The organism is Priestia endophytica (assembly GCF_026790145.1).
Taxonomy (GTDB): Bacteria; Bacillota; Bacilli; order Bacillales; family Bacillaceae_H; genus Bacillus_I; species Bacillus_I endophytica_A.
In genome coordinates this window covers 58,178-76,591 of the sequence record NZ_JALAMS010000049.1, presented here as the reverse complement: position 1 = coordinate 76,591, position 18,414 = coordinate 58,178, and the positions used below count along the sequence as shown (strand labels likewise).

Here is an 18,414-nt window from a genome sequence, read left to right as displayed (position 1 = left end):
CCTGTTATAGCTCTACTTTTCTATTCAATGAGTACAATAGTCTCTTTTTTATTAAGAAATATTAGAATAAGTAAACAGATTGTTACCAACACGGTTTAGAAAAACTTAAAGGATATATACTATAAGGTAATCCTGAAATATGACTCCCCTTTAAAATAAGAGAAGAATTAGCTCCTGAAGATAATATTTTAAAATCTTGAATTCACCTTATTCCTTATACAGGTTTGCTACGCATTTGGAATGATATACAATCTATATAAGATGAGTATTTTTAGTTTATAATCATAACTATACCCTTCAAACTAAAGTCTTAATATAGTTTATAACGTTAACAAAATAAGGAGATTATCTAAGCATATGGAAAATATATATATACATATCGCAGAGCAGATGCCTAGTATGAGTAAGGCAAATATGAAAATAGCTAAATATATTTTAGAAAACCCTAATACAGTTCCTTTTTTAACAGCAGATAAATTAGCAAAAATCACAAAAGTTAGCCATGCCACTGTTGTACGGTTTGCTACTTTTTTAGGTTGTTCTGGTTATCCAGAGTTACAACAATATATGCAAAATTCTGCGCAACAACAGTTAACAACAACCGATAGATTAAAAATTTCTAAAGAGGTTTACAATGATGAAGACCAAGGAATATATGATATCTTTTTAGATGATATCTCAAACATAAAATCAACTTTTGAGAAATTGGACGTTGGTATGTTTAAGCAAGCAGTAGACAGGCTTATCCAGGCTAAAAGAGTGTATATTGTAGCAAATCGAAGTGCTACAGCCTTAGGCGTATTTTTACAATACTACTTTCAATTTCTCTTAGATAAAGTTGAGCTGATACACTCAATAGAAACAATGTCAGAGCGTTTGTATGATTTGAATAAGGATGATGTAGTTATTGGCATTAGCTTTGCGAGATATACGAAAAGCACAATACAAGTTCTAGAGTACGCAAAAGAAAGAGAAGCTTCTACTATAGCAATAACAGATAATCTTTTATCACCTCTTATCCCATACGCAGACATGCCATTAACAGCATCAAGTCAGATGCCTACTTTTATCGATTCATTTGTGGCACCCCTTAGTTTGATAAATGCTCTTATTATATCAGTAGGGAGAGAAAGAGAAGAAAAGTTCCAAAATAAATTAGAATCTCTTGAAGAAATATGGGAGAAATTCGATATTTTCTATAAAAAATAATCTTTAAAGATCTTACAATTACATAGTGAATAAGACAAAGCAGATTCATGAAGTATGAAAGCATGCTTTGTCTTATTATATTTTAATTAGTACTATTCCTTGAACTACCCGCCACTTAGCCCTCTCACCGATTTATTACTCCTAAAGTGTCCCACATATAAAAAAGATCAAATATATATTTATTTCTTGTCCCCTTCCCCTTCTACACCACACATGTATTCTTCAGGGAAGCTGTCGTTAATCCTCTTTTAAAATATCTTTTTCATGTAGCACGATGAGTTCCCTTAATTTTTTTTAGCATCTCAATACAAAATTGAATATCTTTTGTTTTACCGCTTCGAAAGAATGAAAGTTGTTTGTTTGTAAGCTTTTAATAGCTGTTCATAAAAAATCTTCTTTTAGTTAAATCTTTTCCTACTTCATTTATGTTTTATAAAACAACTTCTCAGTAAGTATTTCAATTGTGGAAAATCAATTGGCAAGTCAACAATTAAAACATTAATCTCTTCATTATTATACTTTTGTACTGCCCCCCTATTATTCTTTTAAAAAACGCTCATTAAAGTATATAAACTTTAATGAATGTTCAGGATTTATTTTAGAACTTAAATGGACATTAAAACATGTATGTTTTTATAAAAATAAGGTATTCGTAAAAGTACACTTTTATGGACGTTCATTTTACGAACCACCTGTTCGTGTTTGCTCTTTATGGAGTATAAAGGTAATTAATGGATACGAGTATTGTGCTCATTCATAATAGAAAAAAAGCGCCACCTCATTATTATTAAACAGGTTTGCGCTTTTTTTCTACTGGACCATATTTTATGTAAATTAAAACTGTATAAAGTATACATACTGAACATTAATCATTTTTTTGATAAAATGGTATTTAATACAATAGGGATTACTAGAAATATAATTATAGGAGCTATATGGGTGTGTCTTGGTATCCTACTAACATCTATTCAAATTAAAAAGAAGAAAAGAAATAGCATAATAAAGAAGGGCTAACCATTGCAAATATTGGTCAGCCCTTTCCTTCTATCTTAGTAAATAAGGTATTTAGAAAAGTTGAAAATGCTATTAAAAATATTTTTGTTGATTATTCAATCACCTTAATCCAACCTTCAGGAGCTTTAATGCGACCTAATTGGATTCCGGTAAGTGTATCATATAACTTCTTAGTTATTGGCCCCATCCCTGTCCTACTGTTTGGAAAGCATATTTCGTTTCCATGATCATTTATTTTACCTACCGGTGAAATAACGGCTGCTGTTCCACACAAACCACATTCGGCAAAATCTTTTACTTCCTCAAAGTATACTTCTCTTTCCTCTACTTCAAGTCCAAGATATTCCTTCGCAATTAACATTAGGGAACGACGGGTAATAGAAGGAAGAATGGTCTCTGATTTTGGTGTAACGAGTTTATTGTCCTTTGTAACAAATATAAAATTGGCCCCACCTGTTTCTTCTACTTTCGTCCTAGTTGCAGAATCCAAATACATATTTTCATCAAATCCATTTTCATTTGCTGTTACGAGACCATGAAGACTCATAGCATAGTTAAGGCCTAACTTAGCATTCCCTGTTCCATTAGGAGCAGCACGGTCAAAATCACTAACACAAAGGGTAAGGGCTTTTGCTCCACCTTTAAAATAGGGACCAACCGGTGTAGTAAATATTCTGAATTGGAATTCTTCAGCAGGTTTAACTCCAATAACTGGGTTAGTTCCAAACAGATAAGGACGAATATATAATGAACCACCAGATCCATAAGGTGGTACATATGCAACATTCGCTTTTACCGTCTGTATAACGGCATCCACAAACCGACCTTTTGGAAATGGAGCCATATGTATTCTCTTTGCAGAATCTTCTAAACGCTGGGCATTTAGTTCAGGTCGAAAAATAACAATTTTTCCGTCTTGTGTGGTATATGCTTTCATCCCTTCAAAGCAAGTCTGGGCATACTGAAGTACACCCGCACATTCGTTTAAAACAATAGTATGATCCTCTGTTAAGATTCCCTCATTCCATTTTCCATCTTTGAAATTAGCAATATATCGTTTGTCTGTCTTTCTATAAGTAAACCCCAGGTTCTCCCACTCTGTTTTCGTCTTTTCCATTTGCTGTATCTTCCCTTCTTTATTATGGCTCCATTTTTCCGAGATTTTAACGTTTTCACTTCTAGAAAATTTTAAAATTTTTAATAATGTTGAGAATAATTTAAATATTTTTCGTGTAATCTTTTCTATTCCATCTTATTTAACAAGGTTATTTATGAATGTTAGCTTAAGTTTCTTCTTTAGTGACGATCTTCCCCCCATCAAACAGTAGTAGAGTTGTATTGGCCAATTTTCTTACAAGTGTCATATTATGTTGAACTATATGTTTTATATTAGTTCGTCATATATATAACACTCAACACCTTTCTATAACACCTGAAAAAGTTATTTCACACCTTTGAGGTCATTTGCATCTTGTTCTGTAATAGTTTTAGATTATTCCTCTCTTCTTTCTCACAATCTGTTTTATTTTTCAAGGAATAACTCAATTTAAAAATTCGGTCTATTTTCACTTATTTTTTGGGATGAAATCGTAGCATGAAAGATATTACATAATGTTGTAATTCCATAAGTTAATAGCTCCTCATTTATATAAGAGTAACTAATCCGCAAATGATTATTTTCTTGCCCTACTGGATAACATGCTGATCCCGGTAAAAATGTAATCTGTTGTTTTTTTGCTTCTGATAAAAGAAGGTGACTATCAATCCAAGAAGGCAGACTAATCCATAAATTTAATCCTCCCTCTGGTATTGTCCAAGATACACCCTCAGGAGAAAGATTTGTAAGTAAATCGAGAGCTAAATCTCTTCGGATTTTTAGGGCAGTCCGCAACTTCTCTGAGTGGTCTATCATTCTTTTAGAGTTAATCAAGGGAAGAATTGCCTTTTGTGTGAGTAAAGGACTTCCTAAATCAGCATTCGCCTTTGCAGCTAATAAACGGTTGAAAATGGAGCCAGAAGCTGTTAATATTCCTATTCTACAACTTGGTGCAATCGTTTTACTTAATCCTCTTAAATAAATCACATTACCGAACTGATCCATACTTTTAAGGGGAACAGGTGGTTTTTTTTCAAAATAAATCTCACTGCACGGATCGTCCTCCACAATAATACAATGGATGCTCCTGGCTATATCAAGTAATTGCTTACGTCGTTTTAGAGACATAACAACACCTGTTGGATTATGAAACGTAGGAATCGTAAAGATAACTTTAGGTTTATGTTTTTCACATACATTTTGGAGTATATCTATTCTCATACCATCTTTATCAACAGGCACCGTGAGTATGGTGGCACCTCTTCCACGAAAAATATCAATTGCCCCCGGATAGGTAGGTGCTTCCATTACCACCACATCCCCAGGTCCAACAAATGTACGGGCAATAAGATCTATACTTTGTTGAAGACCACTTGTAACTAGGATATTTTCTGGTGTAGAAATAACCCCTGATCTTTTTAAATACGTAGACATTTCGCTCCTTAGTTGACTATCACCTTGAACATTTCCGTATATAGACAATAACTCTGGGTTATCTGAAAGAACCTGTTGAACCTCATGTTCGAAATATCTATTTGGAAGAAGTTTGGGATCTATCATGGAAGATGAAAGGTGAACTTTTTGAGGAGCAATATGATAACGAGCAAACTGGGATCTAGGTAAATAGTCTTGAAGCGATAATTGCCAATCATATGAAGGAATTTCTTCTTTTTCTAGCCTCGTCTCGTTCATTTTCACTTTTACAAAAGTACCTTTTCCTTGGATAGAAGTAGCAAAACCATCTTGTTCTAATTGTTTGTACGCCTTGACAGCTGTAACCAAACTTACTTCCAGTTGTTTGGAAAGGCTGCGTACAGAAGGCAACTTCGATCCTTCTTCCAAAAGCCCTGAACGGATTCGATCAACAATGGATTGATATATTTGTCTAGATAGTGATTCTCCTCTATTTCTTTGAATATCAATTTGTACCATAAATCCTCCTGAGTGTTATACATGTAGTTGGTGTTATAGTTTGATTTCATATAGTAGATGTTAATAAAGTTATTTTAACACTTGAATGAAATTTAATCATTCTATTCTTATATAAGCACAAAACACTAATAAGTAAGTCTTAATACAGAATGTTCCATAGATGAAAACACAGAGGTTAAGTGTTATAGAAGTGTGTTGAGTGTTATACATGCGTTGAAGTAATATAGCACTTATAGTTGAACAAAGCATGACACTTGGAAGGGGATGGGATAGAAAATGGATTAAGGTGATTGAATAATCTAATTCACAGAGAAAAGAAAAAATGGAGGAGTAACTTGTGAATCAAAAACGGTTATTACTAACTTACGGTTTAGTATTTTTTGTTACGGCTGTTTGGGGACTTAATCTTGTTATAATTAAAGTATTGGTGGAGGACTTACCTCCTCAAACAATGACAGCATTTCGAATTATGATGGCTGGGATTACAGCATTAATCATAATCGTTCTGGGAAAATCATTTCGCCGTTTATCAAAAAAGGAATGGATCTATACATTACTTGGGATGTTATTTGGTGTCATTCTACATCACTTGCTTATAGCAATAGGTTTAACAATGAGTGATGCTTCGAATGCTTCTTTAATTCTTGCATTAGTTCCACTCACAACAGCAATACTTGCTGTTCTCTTTTTAGGTGAACAATTAACAAAATTGCGAATGATTGGTTTTATTCTAGCATTAACTGGCGTCTTCTTTATTCAGGGCGGTTCATTTAGTAATATGCAATTATCTCAAGGAGACTTAATTTTATTTATTGCCATGGTTGTCCAAGCCATTAGTTTTATTTTCGTAAAAAAGGCAACAGCAACACTCGATTCAAAACAGGTAACAACAATAATGTACCTAGCTGGCTCAATTGGTTTGTTAATTATTAGTTTTATAACCGAACCCGAAGGAGTCAGTGAAATGACTTCAGCATCTTTATTTACTTACTTTTTATTTATCGTATCAGGGATAGTGGCAACAGGAGTGGGATATATAGTTTTTAATGCAGCTATTCAGAAGATAGGTGCAGGACAAACAGCCATATTTAACAACTTTGTTCCATTTTTTGGCCTTGTATTTTCTGCTCTTTTTTTAAACGAAACAATTACAACTTCACAATTAATTGGATTTGCATTTATTGTATCTGGTGTTCTATTTGGCACGGGTTATATTGAAAAAATAAGGATAAACAGGTGTAGAAAGCTTAATAATACAAAAAGAGTGTAGGGTAACTTACACTCTTTGCTAGTATTAGCAATTTTAGTTCTTATTTATCAATCTCGATCAAAAGGTGTTATAGATATTAATAAAGCATATTTCACTTCAAGTGAATAGGTTTACAGCACTTACAGGTATTTGGTACTTACTCTATATCGTACTCATACGACAGCTAAGAATGTTCTTAAAAAGAGAGCGTGTTAATAGAGCTATGGAAGGCATTATGGGCACAGTATTGTTAATATTCGGTGTAAGGTTAGTCTTCGAAAAATAACGTTGATAAATATTAATTTGGGAAATAATCAAGCTACTATATAGTCGATTATTTTTCTTTTACATTTAGGATCTCACCATTCTAAACTTTCTAAGAATGATAGGATATCATGATGAATCTCTTCTTTATCTGGACCTAATGTCATCAAATGTTTTGAATTGGAATAACCTTTTACACTTCTATGGTGTGTAGATACATTTATATATATATAATGAGCACTTTCTTTATATAATGGTTCATCTAACTCTCCATATAATATACGTATAGGCTTCTCAATTCTTAACAATCCTTTCATAGTCAAATCAATATATTCTTTAAATTGTAATAGACTACTAAATGAAGATGTTTCTAATTCATCTAATTCACGAGATATTTGTTGCTTTTCTTTTCCTTCTAATTGCTTATAAGTTAATGCATAATTTAATACACGTTTTTTTAATGAATATACATCTTTCTTATATGGAACAGACATTGTGACTATCCCAGTAACATTCATTTTTTGCCCTACATTTAAAGCCAAAATCCCCCCTAATGACACACCAATCACAGCGATATTTTGATAGCCCTCATTCTTTAAAAAATTGTAACCATTTTTTACGCTTTCCCACCAATCCCTTGAATTTGTAAGGATTAAATGTTCAGCCGACTGACCATGACCCTCATATAAAGGGGCAAAGCATGTATAATTTTCACTATTTAAAAACCTAGCTAATTTTTTTACATCAACTGTATTGCTAGTGAAAGAATGTAATAGCAAAACAGCTTTTGAGCCGCCTTTTAAGAAGAAAGCTTTCGGTTTGGAAAATTTAGCCATTAACCATTACCACCTTTGAAATTTACATACTAAACTGCTCCTATTGCCTCAAATCTATAATGCGTATGATATGTAATATTATCACAACAATCCTTTCTTATATATATAAGGAGTGCAAACCCGTTGTTACCCAACGGGTTTGCACTCTTTTCGCTCCCTCGAACATGTTTATGTAAACCAGATTTGCATATCACATGTATTTCCTGTTAAGTGTCTTTCCTTTTCTTATACATCCTTTTATGAAAGGAAAGAGTATTTTATCTATACTCTAAGTAATTTAAAAATTGTTTGCTAGCAAGAGATAAAGTTTGGTTTTCCCTGTATGCCAACCCAATTTTTCGGTAAGCAGGTACTTCCAATTCTTTTGTGATAACGTCGTAAGGAATGCGTTGTAAAATTAATTGCGGTAAAATACTAATACCTAAACCACTCTCTACCATAGCCATAATGGCATAGTCATCCCATGTCGTAAAATTAATCTTAGGACAAATATTCCACTTTTTGAACAATTTAGCCACATCAGAATTCCCTTCTTTTTCCAACAAGATAAAAGATGACTCAGAAAGTTCAGCAATTGGAATCTTTTCAAAATCTGCAAGAGGATGGCTTTCAGGCAATACAACAACTAGATTATCTTGTTCTATAAATGTTGTTTCCAATTCTGGAAGCGTAGGAAGTCGTAAAAAACCAAAATCTACACGCCCTTCTATAATCCACTTTTCTATCTCGTGGTAATCACCTAAAAGTAATTCAAAATCAATATTGGGATAATCAATTTTGAAATATTTTATTATTCTTGGAAGCCAATGCGTTGCTACGCTAGAGAAAGTTCCAATTCGAACCACGCCCGACTGTAATCCGTTAATTTCTTCTATCTGGTGTTGTAAGTTTCGATACTCTTCAAATAGTCTTTTAGCAGCTGGAAATAAATTCAAGCCATCCGAAGTTAATCGCAAACCAGATCGACCGCGTTCAAGTAGTATGACTCCCCATTCTTTTTCTAAATCGTTAATCATCCGACTTATGCCAGATTGAGAGTAATTTAAATACTTTGCTGCCTTTGTGAAACTTCCCAATTCAACTGTTTTAACAAAAGCAATATATTTTTGTATATTCATGTCCATAGGATCACAACCTTTGCATCTGTTTTTGTCATGCACAGTATGATAAATATTCGCTTTTGTAATGCTATTTTCCATGATAATCTACATTTATTAAATATACAAAACAAAGGAATGAAAAAATATGTTTTTTATTAGCGAAATTGAGACCATCGCTCCAAGAAAGTGTTCCACACCTTTACAACAAAGTACGTATCTTGCTTTACAGCAATTAAACATTCCTTTTCAACGGGTTGATACAGATGAAGCCATTACAATGGATGACTGTACGCTTATTAATAAAAAGTTAAACATGAAAATGGTTAAAACATTGTTCTTATGTAATCGACAGCAAAGTTCCTTCTATCTATTTATCACTAAAGGAGATAAACCATTTCGCTCAAAAGACTTCAGTAGTGCTTTAAATATAGCTAGAGTTTCATTTGCTCCTGAGGACTTGATGAAAGAAATGTTAGGAACAAAAATAGGGGCAGCCACTATTTTTAGTACACTACTTGATAAAAATCATGATGTGCAAGTTGTTTTCGATAAAGATGTGACGAGTGAAGAATGGTATGGGTGCAGTGATGGAACAACAACCGGATATATGAAGGTACGAACAGAGCAAATTATGAATGATTTTTTACCTTATACAAACCATGAGGTATCGGTTATAGAGGTGTGATATGAGTCTATATAAAAATAGAATAGCCATAAAAGTTGGAACTTCTACGCTGATAAATGAAATGGAGCAAAATAATCTAAGATCTTTTAATCAACTTACCTGTAGATTGTGTAGGTGAAGGAAGTGAAATATAAAATACAGTTTATTTTATCTATGGTTATTTTCGGTACAATGGGTTTAATTGTAAGATACATTGATTTGTCTTCGAGTGAAACAGCTTTACTAAGTAGTTCAATTGGTTGCCTATTTTTAGTGTTCGTATTTTTTATGATGAAGAAAACCATTCCATGGAAATTAGTAAAAGCTAATGCTTATATCTTATTTTTTTCCGGTATTGCATTAGGAGGAAATTGGATTTTCCTCTATCAATCGTACGAACATACAACACTTACTAATGCAACACTTGGGTATTATTTTGCACCTGTGTTTGTGATGGTCCTTTCACCATTCATTCTTAAGGAATCATTACCTATCAAAAAAATAGTTTGTATTGGTGTGGCAATAGTAGGGATGTTGTTTATTGTTGGCAACGAAGTCAGTGCATCTGGAATAGATGATCTACTTGGAATCTTTTTTGGATTAGTTGCAGCTGCATTTTATGCTGCCTTAATGTTACTAAATAAACTTATTCGCCATATGGGCAGGTTAGAGATTACAATCATCCAACTTGTAATAACAGCATTACTGCTCTTGCCATATGTGTTTTTTACAGAGGGACTCGGTATCTTTGGAGTATCTAAATCATCCGTTCCTTTTATAATCATTTTAGGAATTGTAAACACTGGCATTGGATTTTGGTTGTTTTTCTCCGGTATGGAAAAGTTAAAAGGACAAAGTATTGCTATGTTAAGTTATGTAGATCCGTTTGTAGCTATATTGATTTCTGCAATCATTCTGCGAGAACAAATGACCATTATTCAGATGCTAGGTGGATTACTTCTTTTAGGTTCAACATTCGTTAGTGAGAATAAGGCAATTAAATTCCCAAAAAGAGGTAGTAAAGTATCAACTCTATAATACGCGAAACAGTAGGAAGTATTGGTTTCCTACTGCTTTATATATATCAAAAAACTTTTCATTTTCATGCTGAGGGATTTTTCGATAATGCAGTCCGCAAAAGTATACTTTTACGGACATGGTGTTTTATGAACAGTTATTTAATGTAGAGGAAGTTTTAATTTACATAGAAAAGTATAAATAGAAATAGAGATCATACAAAAAGTCATTATTTAAATAATGACTTTTTGTATGATGAGAACCCTCTAATATCTGTATAAAATTAATATATTTAGGCATCCGGAATAATAGTAAGGGCAATGGTACGAACTGGAGTATCTTTTGTGTTCTTATTAAGCGCCATATCATAATATTTGTTCATTAAGGTATTTAACTCGTTTTGAAAATTAATAAAGTGTTCCTCATCTATTTTCAATTCTACTAGAGAAAAAGTAGCACCATCCTCCTGTCTATTCTGTTCTTCCAATTTCTTAAGATAATTTTGGTATTGTGTCATAAGCAATACTTGGTAGTAAGAAACATAGTCTAATTTCTCTTTGCCAGTGGCTTTTTTCCACTCTTCTCCGTTAAGTAATGCTTCTTCTTCATTTAAAGCGTAATATTTCTCAGAAACAGATTTTACTTTCTTCTCTTTGATAACACGTAAGATTCCTGAATCAACCATAACCTGTATATGTCTATATAGAGTTGCCCTAGGAACATCCTCAATAACTTCTACCATTTCTAATGGTGTCAATCCATTTTCCTTATTCCTCATTAAGGCTTGACAAATCTTCATTCTTACTGGGTGCATTAAAACTTCTACTTTATTTTTCATCTTATCACCTAATTAATTAAAATTGTTATTCTCATTATAAATAATGAGATTGAAATTAGGAAGGAGTGTAGAATAGATAAGAATAAAATAAAAATGAGTGAGCCTGTGTTAGAAATTTAATCATTAATATTATTTATTATGAGTTGCCCAAATAATAGCCGGAATAAGTACTAATGAAAGAATAGCACCAATAATGGAAAGAGCTGCATAACTAGAATGGGCTACTACCATTCCAGACACGCCTCCTCCTAATGCTCCTGATAAAGCCACTAAAACATCTACAGAACCTTGCGTTTTAGCTCGTGTAGAAGATGAAGTTGCGTCCACAATGATTGCTGTGCCACTAATTAACCCAAAGTTCCAACCCAATCCTAGTAATACCAGCGCTGTAATGAGTACCCCCATTGAATCAGCAGGTCCCATAGCAGCTAGAAGCCCCGAAGCTAATAGTGTAATTCCTGAAGCAATGGCCATAGTAGTACGTCCAATCTTATCAACAAGAAAACCAGTTACTAAAGAGGGAAGATACATAGCAGCTACGTGAAAGCTGATGACAAGCCCTACCTCATTCAGTCCATGGCCATGGTGTCCCATATGTATGGGTGTCATCGTCATAATGGCAATCATAACGAATTGAGTAAGGACCATAACTGCAGACCCAGCAAAAATACCTTTTTTATTTGTTGATAACGAATGAGAACTTAATTCTGAAGGTGTATTATCGGTTGTATTTTGAACCTCTAATATTGCATTAGCAACAACGAGTGGATCAGGGCGAAGGAAAATGAATAGAACTAAACCAGCAAGTATATAAGCCACTGCAGCTAATATAAATGGTCCAGCTAAAGCAGGTACTCCAATGGATATAGCAAACTCTCCCATCACATCTACAAGGTTTGGACTTGCAACAGCACCAAATGTAGTGGAAACCATGGCCATACTAATTGCCTTCGCTCTTTGTGTTGAATTTGCCAAGTCTGTTCCTGCGTAACGTGCCTGTAGGTTTGTAGCCGTTCCAGCTCCGTAAATCAGCAGTGAAGCAAATAAAAGACCAATGCTATTTGTTAATGCTGAAATAACGACGCCAATGGCACCAATACCACCAGTCAAAAAACCACCGGCAAGTCCAGAACGACGCCCAAACCGCTGAGAAAGTCGTCCTACAAGTAGAGCAGCTCCTGCTGATCCTAAAGTAAATAATGCAGTTGGAATACCTGTTACACTATCTGTACCTAACATATCTTGAGCTATGAGTGCTCCTACGGTGATTCCTGCTGCGAGCCCTGCGCCTCCAAAAATTTGGGATAGAACAACAACAATTAGTGTTCTCTTATATAATTGTTGTTGTTTTTTAGGAGAACGAATATAGCTTTGTAATCGAGATGACGGAGCGTCTAACTTTTTTACATCACCTGTTTGTAGCATAGCCTAACCTACCTTTCTAGGAAATTAATATATTTCCCATCTTCTTTTAATCGGATTTGAATCATCATAACACGCACAAAAAAGCCATACAATATAATAATTGTATGGCGAACAATATTAAGTAATAGCTTTTAGTAAACGTTCAAGGATAACCAATCCTCTCTCAAGCTCTTCAATTGTCTCTGGTGCACAGACAGAAACCCTCACAGCCCGTTCCGGACAACTATTTCCAACTACAAAACGTTCAGCTGCGTATACTTGAACTCCCTGATTGGCAGCCAACTTTTCGAATTCGGCTCCCTTGATTTTACCAGGTAAGAGTAACCAACGGAAAATGCCTGTTTCAACACCCAAACATGTATAGTCTGCTAAATATCGATTCACAACTTGGTTTCTCTTAACAGTTTGTTCTTGATGACTCTTAATTAGAATTTCAAACTGATTAGATACAATAATACGTGCTGTCAATTCTGCTAATAATGGAGAAACGGATATATTTAAATTATAAAGCGCCCTTGAAAGGGACTCCTTGTATTGATTTGGTACAGTCACGTAGGCTAACCGTAACCCTGGTGCAATTGATTTTGATAGACTCGCAATATAAATGACCTGTTCTGGTGCAAATGATGCGAGTGCTGGAAGTGGTTTTTCGTTAAGGAGATGATACGATGCATCTTCAATAATGAACTGATTGTATTTTTTAGAAATGGCTGCAATTGCTTTTCGATTCTCAATAGACATGGAGCGAGTTGTTGGATTATGATAATCTGGGATTAGATAAAGACCTTTAATATTGTCATTTTTACAAGCATACTCAAAGGCAGGTGGACTCATTCCATTGTTCCCTGATTTTATGGGTACGATTTGCACATTAAGCATCGCTGCAACCGTTTTTAAACCTGGATAAGTATGCTGATCCACACCAATACGATCTCCAGGCTGACAAAGACTTGCCAGTGTGGCCGCAATCGCATTTTGACCACCTTTTGCAAATAAAATGTGATCAACAGTTGTTTCAAATCCACCTCTTCTAATCAGCTTTACAGCTGCATCCTTTTGCCAAAGGCTTTCGCCTGCTCGACCGTAACCAAACCATTTCTCATAGTCTGTCTCTTGTAACATGCTTTTCAGTTGGAGTAGTAAGGGTTCGTAAGAAGCATCATCTGGGAGTGTTGCTCCCATTTCAATTAAATGATTCGGCTTTGTATCTTCGAGCAAATACGCATTTGATACTGCATCATATGATACAAATGTGCCACTTCCTACTGTTGCACTTAACAACCCCTTTAACTCACACACTTTAAAGGCTTTTGAAATGGTACTAACATTTAAATCTAAATAATCAGCCAGTTCTCGTTGGGGAGGAAGTTTTGTTCCAGGTAATAGAATTTCATTTAAGGTGTCTTGTTGTAACTGACTTGCAAGTCCTTGATAAATGGGTTTTCTAGTTTTATCAATTGATGGCTTCCAGCTCATCGGATAATTTTCAAAAGAATTAATTGGCATGATATGCATCCTTTTTTCCTATCATTATATTATTGTCTTGTGTAGAAAGCTATTTATAATGTAAGTTTTCGAAAATAGGTCATAGATTGATGACTTTAAAGACTATTTTTTGTACTATCCTCTATTCATTTTTAGTTTACATAAGCTAAATTATCAGCAGAAAAAAGCGTAAACCTATTGAATGATAATAGGTTCACGCTTTTTTCTTTATATTGTTTAGCTTGTTAACCATTGAGATCCATAGCGTGTATATTGAACAGGAATTTCGATGTCCGCACCTAATTCTTCCGCAGCTGAACTTGCCCAGAATGGATTTTTTAAGATTTCTCGTCCAATAAATACTAAGTCTGCACGATCGTTTCTTAAAATTTCTTCTGCTTGTCTACCTGTTTTAATCAATCCTACTGCTCCAGTTGCAACATTTACTTCTTTACGAATTTTCTCTGCAGCTGGAACTTGATAATTGGGATACTCATCCTTACTTATAAGATATAAGACAATCTTAAGTATAGTGGTTTACTAAATTCTTTATGTAGGCCTTCTGTAAAAGTTAAAACAAATGATTTTGTAACTGCACATATCGACATATAGCGTATCGGATGAAATGCTGCAGTTGAAGCTACATTGACTACTGTTCCTTCATTGTGACCTTTCTTCAATTTCTCCTCTAAAAACAAATAACATAAATCCATTACACTAACAAAATTAAGCATTATTTGTTCGTGCTGCTTTTTAAAACCTGTATCTGTTAATTTTCCATTCGTTGCATAACCTGTAAAATGATAAAACCAATCTCCATCCCCATCACTTATATAGGCATTTTTCATGTACTTAGTACGTCAAATTGTATGTACATCACAGTTAGTCATGAATCCCCTAATCTCTTCCTACTTTGTATTGTTTATCACTAGTTTATAGAAATTCATTCGATTACCACCACCTTAAGTTATTGATTAATAAAGTATATCCTAAGTAAGATTAGTTACTATAACAAGGACTATCTTACGTAAAAAGCCGTTGAAAACCATGCTTTCAACGGCTTTTATTTTTTATTCTGACCATGGTGAATGTAAAATACAATGACAGAAATTTTTACTTTTATATTCCGGTCTAAAATGTTTAATAACATCTTCTTTCATATTACCAAAAGTAGTTTCTGGCTTATGTTTAAAGCCCTCATAAAAAGCTGGAATAATTTCCTTTTTGAAATGGTTACGTGGGAAGGATTTTATAATTTCTTCACACAAGTCGTCAGGAAATTGTTCAAAGCCATCTCCCATCACATCTAAACCAACACCTGAAAAGAGTAGGGCCACTTCAGATTCTTTATGCTCTTCGTATGCAATGCAATCGCATCCCATACAAGACGAATTGACTCATCTGGAATTTGATACTGTTGCAAAAAACTTCTTGCTGCATTTGCACCGTCTACTTCAAACCGTAAATCGGGACTACTATACTTTTTTGTTAAGCCTAAATCATGGAATAAAGCACTGACATAGAGCAGCTCTATATCATAATTCTGCTTCGCTTTTTTTCCATTAACTGCCCCAAATAAAAATACACGATTTGAATGATTCCACAATAAATCGTTCCCATGCTCACGTAAAATATCTGCTGCATCTTTCGCCAAGCGAGAATCTGGAATTTTAATACCTGCTACTTCTTGAAGCATAATTGAAAGTCCCCTTTACAATTTAATAGTTCTATTTTTATGAACCTATCTTGATTGTAAAGAGAAATTTATCATTGTTCTATGCAATTAATTCTATGATAATGATAGATAAAAACTATGATATAGAATTTTGTAAAGAAGTAATCGAATCTGTCCCTATGTGAAAACCAAGCTTTTCGATTTCTCGTACTAATAACTGAATATATTTACGAGCTGCATAATTAACAAAACAATTCTTTTTCATCACGAGATACACGGCTCTAGTCAAAGATGGATTTTCAATATGTTGGAAAACCATATCCTCTGTGTCATAAAATTCATATAATGTACGCGAAACAACACTACGACCAATACCATTTCGAACTAGATTCAAAATAGATTCAATACTAGACGTTTCAACAATAGGCTCTAATTGCTTGCCAACCTCATTGCTCGTTTTATCAAGTATTTTTCTACATTGATGCCTACTTGGAAATAAAATAAGAGGACCATCTAAAACAGAGGAAAACGAAACTATTTCCTCGCCATTACTTTGATTACTAATTAGATAAAACTCTTCATCATACAACTTCGTCACTTGCAACGTATCATATTGATTAAGATGAAAACCAATCCCAAAATCAGCTTGATTTTCTAGGACAGCCTTTTCCACCTGATCAGTAGTTTGAATAAACACCTTAATGTTCGGATATAAACGGTTAAATTGAATACATAAAGTAGATACTAAATCCGTTATTTCCCCAGGTAACACAGCAATTTTCAATTCCCCGATTTCTCCTTTCGTAAATGCTGCAATTTGGGAGGACATACTTTGTATAGAACCTTGAATATTCAATGCTTCTCGTTGTACAATTTCTCCTACCTTAGTAAGCTCAATTTTCTTGCCAACCCGGTTAAAAAGTGAATACCCTACCTCTTGTTCAAGCATTTTAATTTGATGACTTAAAGTGGGTTGTGAGATGCCTAACTTTTCAGCTGCTTTTGTAAAATGTAATTCTTTACTAACCATTAAAAAATATTCTAAATGTCGTAATTCGATACTATTTCAATCCCTTCTAATGAAATATCTATCTCTATTTATATACTTCTTTAACTAAATAATCTAGTCATTGAGGTACTCTATTTAAAGGGATTGTTCCAGCAATATTTAGTTGTATTTGCTCTTAACTGTTTCTATAGCTTCTTTTAATTCTCCTCATAAACCTCCGTATCCTCTTCAACTGATAATTGTTTATATAATATAAAGAAAACTTCTTTATTAGTAGATTTGCTTAAGGCATAAGCTTCGTAAAATCGAACTCCAGCATTAGAGTTAGTGTCTAATAAAAGTGAAATGAATCTTTAAAATTCCTTATATCTTCATTTCATTGATTTATTGAAAATAAAATTCATAATCTATAGTGAAGGCTGTTTAATTTAAGTATTCCAGAAGGAAATACTTTTTTATTGATGAGTGTTGAAAAGATGTTTTATGGGAGATATATTCCAGACAAAACATCAAAAAGAACCATTATTCAGTCCTAATTACATCGTTTCTTACCTCTACATTATTAGGAATGTAAGAAACGATAGTAAGATAGAGGTGATAAACATAGCAATCAGTGGCTTAAAGGCTTTTGTTCGAAGATCTTTTAAACTTACGTTTAATCCTAACCCCACCATAGCCATAGTTAAAATGAAAGTTGTCAGACCTGAAATATCATTCATAATATTCTTAGATATAATAATGTATTTTCCTATAACATAGCTTCCAAAAACACTCATCATAATGAATCCTATTAAAAACCAGGGAAATTCAATTTTTGTATCTTCCTGAACTTTTCCACTACGTTTCATCCAATACATTAAGATAAAACTTAATGGAACAAGTAGGAAGACCCGACCTAATTTCGCTAATAGGCCCATTGCTAAAGCATCGGGTCCACCAGGAGCTGCGGCTAAAGCTACATGTGCAATTTCATGTAGTCCAACACCTGCCCAAATGCCATATTGAACATCTGTCAATCCGATATAAGGTCTTAAAAGTGTATATCCAATAGCAAATATTGTCCCTACTAAAGCAATTATACCGGCCCCTATGGCCGTATCTTTTTCTTTTGCTTTCAAAATCGGAGAAACGGCTGCGATAGCAGCTGCTCCACAAACACCTGTTCCAATTCCTAAAAGAAGAGATAAAGAAGCATCTGCCTTTAGCCATTTAGCAATTAAAACCGTTAAGAAAATTGAAAAAACAATGGTTCCTACATCTCGAACTAGTAGACCTAATCCCTGATGAATAACTACATCAATATTTAACTTTAAACCAAATAAAATAATAGCAAAACGTAATAATCTTTTTGAAGAAAATTCAATTCCTGAGCGTATTCTTTCAGGATATCCCCACATCTGACGGTAAATCACAGCAATCACAATAGCACAGGCAAGTTGCCCAACGTGATCAAAACCAGGCACTTTAGCCAATCCATACCCCATTAAGGCAATAATAAAAGTAAACCCAATTCCCACAAACCATAAGGCAAAAGAAGAAAGTTTATTAACTTCTGTGCGTAATAACATTGTATTTTTTTCTTTAGCTGTCATATTCTTATC

At 33.9% G+C, this 18,414-nt stretch carries 14 protein-coding genes and 3 pseudogenes; 5 read left to right on the top strand and 12 right to left on the bottom strand.

Annotated features, from left to right (window positions below; all coding sequences use genetic code 11):
• The first annotated feature begins 357 nt into the window (after window positions 1-357).
• Window positions 358-1,209: a MurR/RpiR family transcriptional regulator gene (locus MOC86_RS24220; protein ID WP_268586471.1), complete on the top strand. Its 852-nt coding sequence runs from the start codon at window positions 358-360 to the stop codon at window positions 1,207-1,209.
• A 1,105-nt stretch (window positions 1,210-2,314) separates the two neighbouring features.
• Here MOC86_RS24220 and MOC86_RS24215 read toward each other — a convergent pair.
• Complete coding sequence (locus MOC86_RS24215) at window positions 2,315-3,385, bottom strand: branched-chain amino acid aminotransferase (RefSeq protein ID WP_268586476.1); 1,071 nt, start codon at window positions 3,383-3,385, stop codon at window positions 2,315-2,317.
• 384 nt (window positions 3,386-3,769) lie between these two features.
• Window positions 3,770-5,251, bottom strand: coding sequence for a PLP-dependent aminotransferase family protein (locus tag MOC86_RS24210; RefSeq protein WP_268586470.1), 1,482 nt, complete (start codon window positions 5,249-5,251; stop codon window positions 3,770-3,772).
• 337 nt (window positions 5,252-5,588) lie between these two features.
• On the opposite strand from MOC86_RS24210, the gene MOC86_RS24205 reads away from it, so the two are divergent.
• Complete coding sequence (locus MOC86_RS24205; RefSeq protein WP_268586469.1) at window positions 5,589-6,521, top strand: DMT family transporter; 933 nt, start codon at window positions 5,589-5,591, stop codon at window positions 6,519-6,521.
• A 109-nt stretch (window positions 6,522-6,630) separates the two neighbouring features.
• A pseudogene (locus MOC86_RS24200) lies at window positions 6,631-6,786 on the top strand (LysE family translocator); the annotation flags it as partial.
• A 73-nt stretch (window positions 6,787-6,859) separates the two neighbouring features.
• Here MOC86_RS24200 and MOC86_RS24195 read toward each other — a convergent pair.
• Entirely contained in the window at window positions 6,860-7,600 is a 741-nt protein-coding gene (locus MOC86_RS24195) for an alpha/beta hydrolase (protein ID WP_268586468.1), read from the bottom strand.
• 257 nt (window positions 7,601-7,857) lie between these two features.
• Window positions 7,858-8,718, bottom strand: coding sequence for a LysR family transcriptional regulator (locus MOC86_RS24190; protein ID WP_268586475.1), 861 nt, complete (start codon window positions 8,716-8,718; stop codon window positions 7,858-7,860).
• 127 nt (window positions 8,719-8,845) lie between these two features.
• Between MOC86_RS24190 and MOC86_RS24185 the strand changes: the two genes are divergently transcribed.
• Window positions 8,846-9,385, top strand: a complete 540-nt coding sequence (locus MOC86_RS24185; protein WP_268586467.1) for a prolyl-tRNA synthetase associated domain-containing protein — start codon at window positions 8,846-8,848, stop codon at window positions 9,383-9,385.
• 123 nt (window positions 9,386-9,508) lie between these two features.
• The gene (locus MOC86_RS24180) at window positions 9,509-10,402 is read left to right on the top strand and encodes a DMT family transporter (RefSeq protein WP_268586466.1); all 894 of its coding nucleotides are present in this window, start codon (window positions 9,509-9,511) and stop codon (window positions 10,400-10,402) included.
• Between the two features lie 271 nt (window positions 10,403-10,673).
• Here the strand turns inward: MOC86_RS24180 and MOC86_RS24175 are convergent, their stop codons facing one another.
• The 8 genes and pseudogenes from MOC86_RS24175 to MOC86_RS24140 form a co-directional block, all read right to left on the bottom strand.
• The gene (locus MOC86_RS24175; RefSeq protein ID WP_268586465.1) at window positions 10,674-11,219 is read right to left on the bottom strand and encodes a transcriptional regulator; all 546 of its coding nucleotides are present in this window, start codon (window positions 11,217-11,219) and stop codon (window positions 10,674-10,676) included.
• A 129-nt stretch (window positions 11,220-11,348) separates the two neighbouring features.
• The gene (locus MOC86_RS24170) at window positions 11,349-12,644 is read right to left on the bottom strand and encodes an MFS transporter (RefSeq protein WP_268586464.1); all 1,296 of its coding nucleotides are present in this window, start codon (window positions 12,642-12,644) and stop codon (window positions 11,349-11,351) included.
• A 117-nt stretch (window positions 12,645-12,761) separates the two neighbouring features.
• Entirely contained in the window at window positions 12,762-14,150 is a 1,389-nt protein-coding gene (locus MOC86_RS24165) for a PLP-dependent aminotransferase family protein (protein ID WP_268586463.1), read from the bottom strand.
• Window positions 14,151-14,366: 216 nt separating this feature from the next.
• Window positions 14,367-14,621, bottom strand: a pseudogene (locus MOC86_RS24160) (NADPH dehydrogenase); the annotation flags it as partial.
• Window positions 14,622-14,632: 11 nt separating this feature from the next.
• Complete coding sequence (locus MOC86_RS24155) at window positions 14,633-14,977, bottom strand: SDR family NAD(P)-dependent oxidoreductase (RefSeq protein ID WP_268586462.1); 345 nt, start codon at window positions 14,975-14,977, stop codon at window positions 14,633-14,635.
• Between the two features lie 222 nt (window positions 14,978-15,199).
• A pseudogene (locus MOC86_RS24150) lies at window positions 15,200-15,825 on the bottom strand (HD domain-containing protein).
• A 115-nt stretch (window positions 15,826-15,940) separates the two neighbouring features.
• Window positions 15,941-16,864, bottom strand: a complete 924-nt coding sequence (locus MOC86_RS24145) for a LysR family transcriptional regulator (RefSeq protein ID WP_268586474.1) — start codon at window positions 16,862-16,864, stop codon at window positions 15,941-15,943.
• Between the two features lie 503 nt (window positions 16,865-17,367).
• On the bottom strand, window positions 17,368-18,405 hold the full coding sequence (locus tag MOC86_RS24140; RefSeq protein ID WP_419146675.1) for a YeiH family protein: 1,038 nt from the start codon (window positions 18,403-18,405) through the stop codon (window positions 17,368-17,370).
• Window positions 18,406-18,414: the final 9 nt, after the last annotated feature.